Source organism: Nocardioides oleivorans, assembly GCF_004137255.1.
Classification (GTDB): domain Bacteria; phylum Actinomycetota; class Actinomycetes; order Propionibacteriales; family Nocardioidaceae; genus Nocardioides; species Nocardioides oleivorans.
Genome location: NZ_SDWT01000001.1, coordinates 604,915 through 618,114 on the forward strand (window position 1 = coordinate 604,915; position 13,200 = coordinate 618,114).

At 70.6% G+C, this 13,200-nt stretch carries 14 protein-coding genes and 1 riboswitch; of the genes, 2 read left to right on the forward strand and 12 right to left on the reverse strand.

All coding sequences use genetic code 11. The features are described from left to right. The 6 genes from groL to EUA93_RS02935 all read right to left on the reverse strand — a co-directional run bounded on the left by groL (nucleotide 1) and on the right by EUA93_RS02935 (nucleotide 7,116). Nucleotides 1-1,629, reverse strand: coding sequence for a chaperonin GroEL (groL, locus tag EUA93_RS02910; RefSeq protein ID WP_129398577.1), 1,629 nt, complete (start codon nucleotides 1,627-1,629; stop codon nucleotides 1-3). A 239-nt stretch (nucleotides 1,630-1,868) separates the two neighbouring features. Continuing rightward, nucleotides 1,869-3,650: a pilus assembly protein TadG-related protein gene (locus EUA93_RS02915; RefSeq protein WP_165355036.1), complete on the reverse strand. Its 1,782-nt coding sequence runs from the start codon at nucleotides 3,648-3,650 to the stop codon at nucleotides 1,869-1,871. 13 nt (nucleotides 3,651-3,663) lie between these two features. Beyond that, on the reverse strand, nucleotides 3,664-4,323 hold the full coding sequence (locus EUA93_RS02920; RefSeq protein WP_129398581.1) for a TadE family protein: 660 nt from the start codon (nucleotides 4,321-4,323) through the stop codon (nucleotides 3,664-3,666). 211 nt (nucleotides 4,324-4,534) lie between these two features. Then, complete coding sequence (locus EUA93_RS02925; protein ID WP_129398583.1) at nucleotides 4,535-5,416, reverse strand: ATP-grasp domain-containing protein; 882 nt, start codon at nucleotides 5,414-5,416, stop codon at nucleotides 4,535-4,537. Next, nucleotides 5,413-6,267, reverse strand: coding sequence for a class I SAM-dependent methyltransferase (locus EUA93_RS02930; RefSeq protein WP_129398585.1), 855 nt, complete (start codon nucleotides 6,265-6,267; stop codon nucleotides 5,413-5,415). The genes EUA93_RS02925 and EUA93_RS02930 overlap by 4 nt, the downstream gene beginning before the upstream one ends. A gap of 9 nt (nucleotides 6,268-6,276) precedes the next feature. After that, the gene (locus EUA93_RS02935) at nucleotides 6,277-7,116 is read right to left on the reverse strand and encodes an SGNH/GDSL hydrolase family protein (RefSeq protein ID WP_242497215.1); all 840 of its coding nucleotides are present in this window, start codon (nucleotides 7,114-7,116) and stop codon (nucleotides 6,277-6,279) included. A gap of 125 nt (nucleotides 7,117-7,241) precedes the next feature. Between EUA93_RS02935 and EUA93_RS02940 the strand changes: the two genes are divergently transcribed. Both EUA93_RS02940 and EUA93_RS02945 read left to right on the forward strand, forming a co-directional pair. Continuing rightward, nucleotides 7,242-8,474 carry a DUF2157 domain-containing protein gene (locus tag EUA93_RS02940; RefSeq protein WP_129398588.1) on the forward strand — a complete coding sequence of 411 codons (1,233 nt, stop codon included), beginning with the start codon at nucleotides 7,242-7,244 and terminating at the stop codon, nucleotides 8,472-8,474. Then, the gene (locus tag EUA93_RS02945; RefSeq protein WP_129398590.1) at nucleotides 8,471-8,944 is read left to right on the forward strand and encodes a GDYXXLXY domain-containing protein; all 474 of its coding nucleotides are present in this window, start codon (nucleotides 8,471-8,473) and stop codon (nucleotides 8,942-8,944) included. The genes EUA93_RS02940 and EUA93_RS02945 overlap by 4 nt, the downstream gene beginning before the upstream one ends. 9 nt (nucleotides 8,945-8,953) lie before the next feature. On the opposite strand, the gene EUA93_RS02950 is transcribed toward EUA93_RS02945, so the two are convergent. The 6 genes from EUA93_RS02950 to EUA93_RS02975 form a co-directional block, all read right to left on the reverse strand. Beyond that, on the reverse strand, nucleotides 8,954-9,424 hold the full coding sequence (locus EUA93_RS02950) for a DUF6174 domain-containing protein (protein WP_129398592.1): 471 nt from the start codon (nucleotides 9,422-9,424) through the stop codon (nucleotides 8,954-8,956). 37 nt (nucleotides 9,425-9,461) lie between these two features. Further along, entirely contained in the window at nucleotides 9,462-9,737 is a 276-nt protein-coding gene (locus EUA93_RS02955) for a MoaD/ThiS family protein (protein WP_129398594.1), read from the reverse strand. A gap of 12 nt (nucleotides 9,738-9,749) precedes the next feature. Further along, nucleotides 9,750-11,054 carry a threonine synthase gene (gene thrC / locus EUA93_RS02960; protein ID WP_129398596.1) on the reverse strand — a complete coding sequence of 435 codons (1,305 nt, stop codon included), beginning with the start codon at nucleotides 11,052-11,054 and terminating at the stop codon, nucleotides 9,750-9,752. Between the two features lie 10 nt (nucleotides 11,055-11,064). Next, nucleotides 11,065-11,205, reverse strand: a riboswitch (SAM riboswitch). Nucleotides 11,206-11,271: 66 nt separating this feature from the next. Beyond that, nucleotides 11,272-12,102, reverse strand: coding sequence for a trehalose-phosphatase (otsB, locus tag EUA93_RS02965; protein ID WP_129398597.1), 831 nt, complete (start codon nucleotides 12,100-12,102; stop codon nucleotides 11,272-11,274). 75 nt (nucleotides 12,103-12,177) lie between these two features. Beyond that, nucleotides 12,178-12,723, reverse strand: coding sequence for a LytR C-terminal domain-containing protein (locus EUA93_RS02970; protein ID WP_129398599.1), 546 nt, complete (start codon nucleotides 12,721-12,723; stop codon nucleotides 12,178-12,180). Between the two features lie 41 nt (nucleotides 12,724-12,764). Beyond that, the gene (locus EUA93_RS02975; RefSeq protein WP_207208591.1) at nucleotides 12,765-13,058 is read right to left on the reverse strand and encodes a DUF3263 domain-containing protein; all 294 of its coding nucleotides are present in this window, start codon (nucleotides 13,056-13,058) and stop codon (nucleotides 12,765-12,767) included. Between the last annotated feature and the right edge of the window lie 142 nt (nucleotides 13,059-13,200).

Sequence of the window (13,200 nt, forward strand, 5' to 3'; positions counted from 1 at the left end):
TCAGAAGTCCATGCCGCCCATGCCGCCCATGTCGCCGCCGGGCATGGCAGCGGCCTTCTCGGGCTTGTCGGCCACGACGGCCTCGGTGGTGAGGAACAGCGCGGCGATCGACGCAGCGTTCTGCAGGGCCGAGCGGGTGACCTTGGCCGGGTCGATGATGCCGGTGGCGATCATGTCGACGTAGTCACCGGTCGCGGCGTTCAGGCCGTGGCCCGGCTCCAGGTTCGCGACCTTCTCCGCCACGACGCCGCCCTCGAGGCCGGCGTTGATGGCGATCTGCTTCAGCGGGGCCGAGGTGGCGACGCGGACGATGTTCGCGCCGGTGGCCTCGTCGCCCGACAGGTCGAGCTTGTCGAACGCGGTGGCAGCAGCCTGGACGAGCGCGACGCCGCCGCCGGCGACGATGCCCTCCTCGACCGCAGCCTTGGCGTTGCGGACAGCGTCCTCGATGCGGTGCTTGCGCTCCTTGAGCTCGACCTCGGTGGCCGCGCCGACCTTGATGACGGCCACGCCGCCGGCGAGCTTGGCGAGGCGCTCCTGGAGCTTCTCGCGGTCGTAGTCGGAGTCCGACTTCTCGATCTCGGCGCGGATCTGGTTGACCCGGCCCTCGATCTGGCCGTTGTCGCCGGCACCCTCGACGATGGTGGTCTCGTCCTTGGTGATGACGACCTTGCGGGCCTGGCCGAGCAGCTCGAGACCGGCGGACTCCAGCTTGAGGCCGACCTCCTCGGAGATGACCTGGCCACCGGTGAGGATGGCGATGTCCTGGAGCATGGCCTTGCGACGGTCACCGAAGCCCGGCGCCTTGACGGCGACGGAGCGGAAGGTGCCCTTGATCTTGTTGACGACCAGGGTCGACAGCGCCTCGCCGTCGACGTCCTCGGCGATGATCAGCAGCGGCTTGCCGGACTGCATGACCTTCTCCAGCAGCGGGAGCAGGTCCTTGACCGTCGACACCTTGGAGTTGGCGATGAGGATGTAGGGGTCCTCCAGCACGGCCTCCATGCGCTCGAGGTCGGTGGCGAAGTAGGCCGAGATGTAGCCCTTGTCGAACCGCATGCCCTCGGTGAGCTCGAGGTCGAGCCCGAAGGTGTTCGACTCCTCGACCGTGATGACGCCTTCCTTGCCGACCTTGTCCATCGCCTCGGCGATGATCTCGCCGACGGTGGTGTCAGCGGCGGAGATCGAGGCGGTGGAGGCGATCTGCTCCTTCGTCTCGACGTCCTTGGCCATGGCGAGCAGCTGCTCGGACACGGCGGCGACGGCGGCCTCGATGCCGCGCTTGAGACCCATCGGGTTGGCGCCGGCAGCCACGTTGCGCAGGCCCTCGCGGACCATGGCCTGGGCCAGAACGGTGGCCGTCGTCGTGCCGTCACCGGCGACGTCGTCGGTCTTCTTGGCGACCTCCTTGACCAGCTCGGCGCCGATCTTCTCGTAGGGGTCCTCCAGCTCGATCTCCTTGGCGATCGAGACACCGTCGTTGGTGATCGTGGGGGCGCCCCACTTCTTCTCCAGGACGACGTTGCGGCCCTTGGGGCCGAGGGTGACCTTGACCGCGTCGGCGAGGGTGTTCATACCCCGCTCGAGGCCGCGGCGGGCCTCCTCGTTGAAAGCAATCAGCTTGGCCATATCGCGTGCGATTCCTATCGACGTGAGTCTGTGTGTGCGGCCACCAGCTGGGCTGCCCGCGACGGACGATCCGCTCCGCCGGCGATCCATTCACGTCGGCTTCTGCGGACCTCAGCGTCACCTGGGGTCGCTGTCACTCTCATGACGAGAGTGCCAGCGTCATGTTTAGCACTCGACACCGGAGAGTGCAAACGCCGCCCCGGGGGTCCGGAGCGGCGTCCACGCGGTGGAAGTCGGGACTACTCGATGAGGCGGACGGGCTCGCCGACGATCTTGGCGGTCCAGGTCGTAGAGTCGTTGACGGCGTTGCCGGAGCCGAACTTCACCGAGACCCGGAACCAGCACCCGCCGGTGCTCGCGACCGTGCACGTGTACGTGCTCGGGATCGGCACCCGGATCGTCTGGAGCTGCCCGTTGTAGTTGGCGGACGTGATGCCGGTGACCTCGCAGTTGGAGAGGTTGCCGTCCTTCACTCCCGCACCAACGCAGCCGACGATGTTGGTCGGCAGGTTGCTGTCGGTCGGCTTCACGATCTTCACCGTCCCGCCGCTGCCCGCACCCTCACCGACGTCGAAGAAGGTGATGAGCAGGGTCTTGGTCGCCGCCGCCGGCGGCACGCGCAGCAGGTTGAACTCGGTCTCGGCGCCGGTCGCGTTGGCGTAGATGCGCATCCGCTCGAAGGCGGCGACGGAGACGCCACCGGCCGGCGCGGTCGAGATCGCCCGGACGGCGAAGTGGTTCTTGCCGGTGCCGCGCACGGCTGTGTTGTCCCCGGCCTGGTTGAAGACGTTCATGTTGCCCGAGTAGACGCCGTTCGTCTCGGTGCCGCCGAGCGCGACGTTGCTGCGCACCTGGAGGTAGTAGTCGCCGGCCTTCGACGGGGTGAAGGTGCACAGCGAGGTCCACTGGTGGAAGACCCGTGCCAGCTTGTCGTTGTAGCTGCCCGAGTCCTTGCGCAACGTGTTGCGCGTGTAGGAGCTCGGGAGCCAGCCCGGGTACTGCTTCACGCAGGAGGTGATCGGCGGCGCGGTGTAGGGGTCGAGGGTGTCGACCGGGGCTCGCAGGCCGAAGGACGTGATCGTGCCGTACTCGGTGTTGCCGTTGTACGACGACGTGTTGCTGCCGTCGTCGCCGGCGCAGAACGAGTTGGTGGTCTTGCCGTAGCGGTCCGCGGAGTCGGTCGGGGTGTAGTCGTTGTAGTTCGCCCCCGAGATCGCCGTGCCGGACGGGCCGTCGGCGCAGCGCAGGCCGGTGCCGGTGAACTGCGGGTCGTAGAGCTGCAGGTCGATGGGACGGCCCACGGCGGACGCCCCGATGCGCACCAGGTAGATGTAGCCGCGGCTGTCGAACTCGTCGTTCTTGCCGCCGGTGCAGCCGACCTCGCCGCCCTTGCACCAGCGAGCCTCGAACTCGGAGCCCTCGTCCTTGTAGACGTCCGGTCCGGAGATCGCGCCCCAGAAGTCGGGCTCGGTCGGGCAGGTGGCAGGCGCGGGGACCAAGATGCCGGAGGCGACGGGTCCGTAGCCGGCCGGCACCACGCCCGCACCCGTGGTGACGGTCGTGCCGTTGGGGACGTTGGCGAAGGCGTTGCAGGGGCTGCCCATGGGAGCCGGGCCGTTGAAGTCGGCCACCGCCGACCGGGACATCGTCGACTGGCCGACGCCGAAGTTCTTGGCGAACGAGTTCTTCACCGTCGACGAAACCGTGACCTTGAGCTGCGTCGGCTTCTCGCCGGCGGTCACGACGACCGAGGTCGAGCCCGAGTTCGGGAAGCCGTTGTCGGCTGCGATGTCCAGGGCGCGTGCCTTGGCGCTCGTGAAGTCGTCGGGCATGTACGTGACGCCCGCCGTGGCCGCCGCGTCCGCGGCGGCCTGCACGCGCTCCAGCTCGACGTACAGACGCGCGACGTCGATGCTGAGGGCGCTCAGCGGCACCGCGATGAAGGCGAAGAACATCGCGACGATGATGGCGATCGCACCGGCATCGTCGCGCCGGCGCCTCAGCCTGCTGGAGAACGGCATCGCAGAAGTCCGATCAGCTGTGCGCATTGGGGGTTCCGGGCTTGCAGCTGTCCTGGGTGAGCGGCTCGAACTGCATCACCGTGCGCTCGGTCATCACCTTGTTGCCGCCCATCAGCCCGCTGACCAGTCCGGTCATCCAGTTGTGGTTGGCGCGCAGGGCCACCCCGACGGACTCACGGTTGTCGTCGTTGAGGCAGGCGTTGACCGTGGCGGAGGTCCACGAACCGCTGGAGTAGCGGAACTTCTTCAGGCCGGCGTCCCACACGTACTTCACGCACTTGGCCGTGCAGTTGTCCGGGATGCTGGTGCCCGAGCCGGGGAACCCCGCCGTGTTGGCCGAGTAGATCATCACCCACTGGATGTCCTCGGACTTCATGGCCGTCCCGGCGGTCTGCATGGTGTCGGCCGCCGCCTGGGCCAGGGCCGGGGCGTTGACCGGGGTGCACGGCGGCGGGTTCGCGCTCGCCTCGCAGGTGCCGGGACCGGCGTCCGCCGACGCGGACGCAGCGCGCGCGCCGGCGCGCACGCTGCTGCTCATGGACACGTAGTCCTTCATGTAGAGCCCGAGCTCGACCGTGCCGAGCAGGAAGGTGAGGAGGAGGGGAACGACGAGTGCGAACTCGACCGCTGCCGCACCGCGGTCGTCTCCACGACGACGACGCCACTTGAGCACTGGATCCCCCTCTGCAGGTGGCGCCGCCCGATACGGCCGCCTCGTAGACCCCCGACCCGTGCCGGGAAGCCCGTCCCGCTGCACCCCCCAGTGCAGCCAGATCAGCCGCAAAAGTATCGGCTGGCGAGACGGGCCCTCTCCCGATCTGGGTAATTTTGCCGTGACGTCAGCGCAAATGGTCACGACGCACTAGACGCATGGCCCGAAATGACTACGCGCGCAGGCGGGATGCCAGCAGATCGGCGAAGGGAGCCGCGTTGGCGGGCGAGACCTCGAGGTAGAGGCCGGGCTCGATGAGCTCGAGCTCGCTCACCACCCACGCACCCTCCCACTGCAGCAGGTCGACGCGCAGGTAGTCCAGCGGTCGGCCGAAGCGCTCGGCCATGGCGTCGGCGGCCTGCAGGGCGAGATCGCCGACGTCGCCGGGCTCGACCTCGCGCACCCGGCCGCCGAACTCCTCGTGGACGCGTACGTCGCCCGCACCCGGCAGCTTGTCGAAGCGCGCGGTGACCTCACCCCCGAGCACGTAGACCGACACCTCGCCGACCGTGCGGATCGACTCGACGAGCGGCTGCACGACCCAGGGTCCACCGACCTCGGGGTAGTCCGGGGTGCTGCGGATCGGCGTACCGAGTCGGGGGTCGTCGGGGTCGGTGACCACGAGCAGGCCGGCACCCCCCGCGCTGATGCGTGGCTTGACGACCGCCGAGCCGCGCCCGCCCTCGGCGGAACCGAAATGGCGTACGGCGTCGGCGAGCCCTGCGCGGTCGTCGGCGAGCAGCGTCGGGACGACCGGCAGGTCACCGAGGTCGGCGAGGTAGCGCTTGTCGTGGTTCCACGCGAAGACGTCGGCGCCGTTGAGCAGGCGCGACTGGTCGAGGGAGGCGGTCCAGGCCAGGAACTCGTCCTGCCGGGTGAAGTAGTCCCACGGCGAACGGAGGGCGACGAGGTCGGCGGCGGCCCAGTCGACGGACGGGTCGTCCCACCGGGCCCAGGCGAAGTCGATCCCGCGCTCGCGCAGGGCCGCGTCGAGGACCGGGGCGCCGGGCTCGCCGTCCGGGTAGCCGGCACTCGTGGCGAGGAGGACGCTCACTCGCCCACCTCGGGATCGGGGACCTCCGAGGTGCCGTGGAAGTGGTGGGCGGAGTGGTCGCGATTGGTGCCCTCGCGGTTGTCGCCCTTCTCGATGATCACGAGGTTGTGGTAGCAGTGCACCGCCCGGACCCACTGGTCGGTGTAGGTCGCCTCGTAGCCCTCCACGAGGAACTCCTCGTGGTTGAGGCCGTCGACGAGGTCCTTCACGAGGTCCATCGAGGTGCCGGGGGCGCGCGGGTCGAGCTGGCCGCCCCAGGCGGGCCAGTAGGAGGTCTGGATGTCCTCGATGCAGTAGATCGCGCCGTCGGGCAGCAGCGGGAAGAGGATCCGGAACGACTCGCGCACGTGGGCGGGGATGTGGCTGCCGTCGTCGATCACGACCAGCGGCGCGCCCTGCTCCTCGATGATCTGCTGGAGGATCCCGGGGTCGGTCTGGTCACCGAGGTAGGTGTGGATGTGGCCGCGCGTCAGCCACGACTTGTCCTCGATGTCGAGCCCCACGATGCGCGCCTTGGGGAAGAACCAGCGCCACATCTTCATCGAGGCGCCGCTCTTGCGCCGCTTCTGGTAGCCACCGATGCCGAGCTCGAGCAGCGTGAACGACTCCGTGCGGAGGTGCTGGAGGTGCCGCTCGTAGTGGGGGGTGTACTTGTGCACGCCCCACTTGTCGGTGCGGAACTCGATCGCGAGCTCGGTGAGGTTGCTGGCCAGGAGCCTGCGGCGGCGCTCGACCTTCGGGTCGACGGCGGCGGGCTCGGCGGGCGGGGGAACGGCGGGAGGCTGCATGCGGCCTGCCTTCTGGGCAGCCTTCTTGACGGCCCGGCCGGCTCGTCGAGCAGTGGTGCGCACCCGCAGACCCTAGCCTGACCCGCCCACCCCGGGTGCGTGGTGCCCGAACGGTACGGCCTGCACGACGCCCAGCGCGGCCAGCACCGACGGCAGCATCGCCTTCGCGGTGCGCTTGTAGCCGTGTGCGCTGGGGTGGAAGCGGTCGAGGCTGAACATCTCCTCGGGGAAGGTGTAGAAGAACGGACCGACCACGTGGGACAGCGAGACCACGCGTGCACCGTGCCGGAGGGCCGCGGTCCGCTGGGCCGCGGCGAGCTGCCGAGAGGCCCGGGATCCCAGTGCCCGCAGGGGTTGCGGGACCGGGCGCAACGCACCGAGGTCCGGACAGGTGCCGACGACGACCTGGGCCCCGCGGGCGCGGAGCTCGTCGATCGCCTCGGCGAGGTGGCGCACGGACTCCGACACCGGGACCCGGTGCGTGACGTCGTTGCCACCGACGACGATGACGGCGACGTCGGGACGGTACGACGACGGCAACGAGGCCAGCTGCTCGGCGAGCATGCTGCTCTCCGAGCCGACGACCGCGGCCGTCCGCAGCCGCACCGAACGCCCGGCGTGCTTGGCGATGCCGTTGGCCAGCCGTCCGCCGAGGGTGTGCTTGGGCTTCTCCGCGCCCAGCCCGGCAGCGATCGAGTCGCCGAGCACCAGGAGGTCCACCGGCTCGCCGTACTTCTTCTTGTAGTGCCGGTCGGCCGACGGCGCCACCTCACCGAGGGGCTTGCCGATCGCGCGACGGGCCTGGGCCGCCTGGCGCTGCAACAGCTCCCGCGCGCCGTACGCCGTCCCACCGGCGAGGCCGCTCACGACGGCCAGCGCCACGCCGGCCCGGGTCAGGTGATTGCTGGACACGCCTCCCTTGAACCACACGGACGTGAACGGCCCGGCACCCCCGGGTGGCGGGGGACCCAACTGCCGGCCCCGAGTTGGGTCGTCGTACTCATGCGCCCGACCGGTCGCGCGCACAGGGTGGGGACATGACCGACACATCGACGCTCCCCATCCGTCCGGTCCCACCGCGCCAGCTCGCCTGGCTGCGCACCGAGGTCTCCGACTGGGCCTCGCAGGGACTCATCAGCCCGGAGCAGGCGGACGTGATCCGCACCCGCTACCGCTCCGACCACCACACGCGGTCCAGCATCGGCCGCGTCCTGCTCCTCCTCGGCGGCGGCTTCGTCGGCATCGGCCTCATCTGGCTCGTCGCCGCGAACCTCGACCAGCTCGCCCCCGTCGCCCGCTTCGGCGTGGTCACCGGCCTCTGGCTGGTCTTCCTCGTCGGCGGCGAGGCGCTCGCCGCCCGCAACGCCTCCCCCGCGCTCGTCGGCGGGATCCGGCTCCTCGCCGCTCTCGGCACCGGTGCGGTGGTCTTCCAGGCCGCGCAGTCGCTCCAGGTGCCGGCGTTCGAGCCGCGCCTCGTCGGCGTGTGGGCTGCCGGCGCCCTCCTCCACGGCTACCTCGCTCGCGCCTACCTGCCCTTCGTGGTCGGCATCGTGACCGGCCTCGGCTGGTGGTTCGCGCAGCCCATGTGGGACGCGCAGAGCGGTCTCACCGTCGTCGTGCTCCTCGGCGCGGCCGCCGTCCTCGCGGCCGGGCTGGCGGTCCTGCACGACAGACGCCTCGACACCTTCGCCCGGACCTGGCGCACGCTCGCCGGGGGCATGGCGCTGCTGGCGCTGTTCGTCGCGGCCGTCCCCGACATCGGTGGAGGTGGCGTCGAGTGGTCCACCTGGCTCGTCGTCGTGCTGGCGATGGCCGGGCTGTCCGCCGCAGCCGCGCTGGTCGTCCACCCCGGCCAGCGGGCGCTCGAGCCGCTCGGCGCGATCGTCGTGCTGGGCGCTGCCACCCTCCTCGCGCTCTGGAGCACCGGCGCGGACACCTCCGACGTCGACGCGGCCGACTGGCTGCACGCGGCGGTCTCCATCGGCGCCTACGTCGCCCTGGCGGTGGCGCTGGTCGCCCTCGGCACGGTGCGCGAGCACCCGTCGCTGTCGTGGATGGCGATGGTCGGGCTCGTGGTCTTCACGACCTTCCAGAGCTTCGCCGTCTTCGCCCCGATCGTCACCGGGGCCTGGCTGTTCGTCGTCCTCGGCACCGTGTTCCTCGGGACCGGCTTCCTCGTCGACCGGGCACGCCGCGAGCTCGTGCAGGCACTCGACACCACCACCGACAGCCCCGACAGCACCGACACCACCGAAGGAGACGTCCGATGAACCGCGTCCTCACCACCGGCGTGATCGCCGCCAGCCAGCTGGCCCTGGTCGGCCTCGCCGTCGCACCCCAGCTCTCCGCCCGCGCGAGCGGCGACACCTACCTCCTGCGGGTGGCACCGGTCGACCCGATCGACCCCTTCCGCGGCGCCTACGTCGCGCTCGACTACCCCGGTCTGCGCGAGGACGACGCCCCGGTCCTCGACGACGGTCGCCAGGGCGACCTTTACGTCACCCTCGAGCAGCACGGCGACGTGTGGCGGGCCGGCGAGTGGAGCCGCGAGCGCCCGGACGACGGGCCGTACCTCGCGTGCGACGACCGCACGTGGCAGGTCCAGTGCGGGATCGAGAGCTGGTTCCTGCCGCAGGACGAGGCGAAGCAGGTCGAACGGCTGCTCCGCGACGGCGCCGTCGCGGAGGTCAAGGTCGACGGTCGGGGCAACGCCGCCGTCGTCGACGTACGTGCACCGTGACCGGCGCCCTCACAGGCGGCTGAGCGAGACCGTGTAGTAGAGCTCGTCGTCCGTGGCGTTCGCGATCCGGTCCACGGTGATCGTGGTCGGGACGCCGCGGCGCGTGTAGTCGACGTCCACCGCGTCGGCGGTCCCCTGGGACTCGCGGATCATCGTGAACACCTCGTCCACCGACCAGCCGCGACGGGGGGCGACGCGTCGCTCGCCCTGGGTGACCCGCACGATCGCGTCGTCGCGCACCACGGTGCGCACGGGCTCGGAGACCTGGCAGAAGCAGCTGAGCCGGACGGTGATGACGTAGTCGTCGATGTCCTTGGACTGCCACCGCTGCCACGCGCGGTCGAGGGCTGGGTCGTCGTTCATCCCGGGCACGAACGGCTGCACCGGCTGCGGGTCCGTGACGGCGTACGCCGGCGCAGCACCGGCGCCGACGACGGCGGCGAGCAGGACGACGAGGGACAGGCGCTTCATGGAGGTCATGTCCCTCCGACGTGCCGGGGTCACCGGACGGTTCCGCTCAGCCGCCTGCGACGGCCGGGATCACCGAGATCTGCACCCCGTCGGGGGTCGGCGTGGCGAGGTCCTCGAGGAAGCGGACGTCGTCGTTGCCGACGTAGACGTTGACGAACCGGCGCAACGCCCCGGCGTCGTCGAGGATGCGGGCCCTGATCCCGGCGTAGCTCGCGTCGAGGTCGTCGAGGACCGCGGCCAGGGTGTCGCCCTCGGCGCTGACCTCGGACTCGCCACCGGTGTAGGTGCGCAGGATGGTGGGGATCCGGACGGACACGCTCATGTGCTGGGCTCCTCAGACGATTCCGGACGCGGCGAAGGCGTCGTAGGTGGGGGCGATGGTGGCGACGGGGCCGACCCGGTCGGAGATCGCGTCGAGGGTCTTCAGGCCGTGGCCGGTGTTGATCACGACGGTCTCGAGCGAGGTGTCGAGCTGACCGGACTCGACGAGCTTCTTCAGTACGCCGACCGTGGTGCCGCCGGCGGTCTCGGTGAAGATGCCCTCGGTGCGGGCGAGCAGGACGATCGCGTCGCGCACCTCGTCGTCGGTGATGTCCTCCACGGCGCCGCCGGTGCGACGACAGACGTCGAGGACGTAGATGCCGTCGGCGGGGTTGCCGATGGCCAGGCTCTTGGCGATCGTGTCGGGCTTCACCGGTCGGATCGCGTCGGTGCCGGCCTTGTAGGCGACCGAGACCGGCGAGCAGCCGGCGGCCTGCGCGCCGTAGACCTTGTAGGGCTTGTCCTCGACGAGGCCGAGCTTGATCAGCTCCTGGAAGGCCTTGTCGACCTTGGTGAGCTGCGAGCCCGAGGCGACCGGGATGACGATCTGGTCGGGCAGGCGCCAGCCGAGCTGCTCGGCGATCTCGTAGCCGAGGGTCTTCGAGCCCTCGGCGTAGAAGGGGCGCACGTTGACGTTGACGAACGCCCAGCCCTCCTCCTCGCCGGCGATCTCGGAGGCGAGCTTGTTCACGTCGTCGTAGTTGCCGTCGACGGCGACGAGCTTCTCGGTGAAGACGGCGGAGTTGACCTTCTTCGGCGTCTCGAGGTTGCTCGGGATGAACACCACGGTCGGGATCCCGGCCCGGGCGCCGGCCGCTGCCACCGCGTTGGCCAGGTTGCCCGTCGAGGGGCACGCGAACACCTTGGCGTCGAGCTCGCGGGCCGCGCTCAGGGCGCAGGCGACGACGCGGTCCTTGAAGGAGTTGGTGGGGTTGGTGGAGTCGTCCTTGACCCAGAGCCTGTCGATGCCGAGCTCACGGGCGAGGTTCTTCGCCTCCAGCAGCCGGGTGAAGCCCGGCTCGGTGTTGGGGCTCTGCTCGATGTCCGTCGGGACCGGCAGCAGCGCCTTGTAGCGCCAGATGTTGCGGGGGCCGGCGGCGATCTCCTCGCGGGTCACGGCCGGGAAGTCGTAGGCCACCTCGAGCGGCCCGAAGCACTCCGGACAGGCGTAGGAGGGGCCGAGCTCGACCTCGTGGCCGCACTCGCGGCAGGCCAGCGCCCGGGCATTGCCGAAGGCGCCGTCGCGCGGCCCCTTCTTCGCCGGGGCGGGAGTGCCGGCAGTGCCGGGAGTGGTGGTGTCGTCCAGCAGGGTGCTCATGAAGTCCTCCTTCTCATCTGTCCCCCGCGGCTTTCGCGTGGGCCGGATTTGGCACCTGCTCCCATGACTGCCGGAAGGTCTCCGGACAGGAGGCTCATGGGTGGTTGCCGGGACTTCGACGGGCCGTTCCCTCAGTCCCTCGTGATGAGCAGGACCAGAGTAGGCAGGCCGTCTCACGATGCGCACATCGAGTCCACGATGTGGTCGCACCGGGGTGTCAGCGACGTACGACGAGCCCGCTGAGCAGCTCGACGACGCCCGCGGGGCCCTCGACCACGACGTCGGCGAGCTCCACGAGGTCGGGCTGTTCGTGCGAGGCGGAGCAGACCACGAGCCCCGGCAGGCCGTCGGCCCGCAGCGCGCGCACGGCCTCGAACGCCTCGATGTCCCCGAGGTCGTCGCCGCCGAAGACGATGCCGGTCGCCTCCTGCTCGGCCACGAACGCGCGCACGGCGTGGCCCTTGTGCATGTCGCCCGAGCGCACCTCGATGACGTTGCGGCCGGGCTCGACGGAGAGGTGGTGGCGCTCGGCGAGGCTCGTCAGCGGCTTGACCAGCCGCTCGAACGCACCTGCCGGGTCGTCCATCCGGCGGGTGTGCACGGCGACGGCGAGCCCCTTCTCCTCGATGAACGCGTCGGCGGCCCCGGCCGTGCGCAGCACCGACGGCAGCTCGCGCTCGAAGGTCGCCAGGCCGGCGGGCGGTCGCGGCGACCGGATCCGCTGGTCGGTGGCCGACCAGCGCTCGTTGCCGTAGTGGCCGAAGACGAAGAGCTCGGCACCCCGGTCGAGCATCGCGTTGCCGAGGGCGTCCAGGTCGCCCATCGAGATCGCCTGGCGGGCCGGGCGGCCGGTGATCACGGCGACCGCGCGGACGACCTCGGCCAGCTCGAGCAGGGCGCCCGGCGCCCCGGGGTGCAGCCGGGCCGCCTCCGGGTCGTCGACCACGGGGGAGAGGGTGCCGTCGAAGTCGAGGCCGACGACGACACCGTCGAGGACGGCTCGTACGGCGTCGTAGTGGGCGCGCGCGTCGTCGGAGGTGAACTCCATGCCCCCACCCAACCACGCAGCGGGGACGCACGGCGAACCGAGCGTGGCTGGGACCGCCGGCCGGCTGCTGGGGGACTACTGGGGCGCGTCGGTGGTGAGGATGACCGTGAGCCGGTCCTTCCTCATCTCCCCCACGGCCGGCGCGGTGCGCGCGATGCCGAGGTCGAGGGCGAGCTGCTTGCCGGCCGCCTTGAGCCGCGGCGGGAAGTAGACCGTGGTCGTCGGGACGACGCCGTACCAGTTGTCCTCGCCCACCACCGACCAGCCGATGGTGGTCGCCCGGGTGGCCGTGGTCGCGGCCAGGCCCTTGATCCCGGAGTTGTTGTAGACCTCGACGTAGACCTCGCCGCGCTTGATCGCCGGCGGAGGCTTCGGCGTCTTCGTCGCGCTCGGCGTCGCCTCCGGCGTCTGCTCGGCGCTGGCGATCGTGGCGGTGTTGTCGACCCGCCGCTCGGTCGGCGACTGCTCGCGGGTGGCCAGGAAGGTGATCGACGCCATCGCGACGGCGAGCACCGAGAGCATCACGAGCGGGGACGGGAACGCGACGCCACGCTCGTCACGCGAACGACGGGAGGGGCGGGAGCCGGGGTGACGGCCGGTGCTGCTGGGGAAGGAGGCCATGGGGAAGGTGACCAATCGTGAGTGGTGGAGGTGGACGCCCGTCAGATCTCGAAGCCGAGGCGGCGGGCGGAGCGCTGGCGCTGGCGCGAGGCGCGCAGCCGGCGGAGGCGGCGCACCAGCAACGGGTCGGCCTCGAGGGCCTCGGGACGGTCGATGAGCGCGTTGAGGACCTGGTAGTAGCGGGTGGAGGACATGTCGAAGTTCTCGCGCACCGCCTGCTCCTTGGCACCGGCGTACTTCCACCAGTGGCGCTCGAACTCCAGGATGTCGCGGTCGCGCTGGCTCAGCCCGGCAGCAGTCTCCTGCTCGGCTGCGATGTGCTTGGCGGCGTCCATCCGTGCCATCTCCTCCTCGACCCCACGTCCACCCGTGGCCGGGCGGACTGCGGTCAGTCTAGGTGACGAACGACAACGATGTCATTCGCCTCCGGCGAGTCGTCTGGACAAACTCGGGCGGACCCTCGGTCGCGGTCGACCG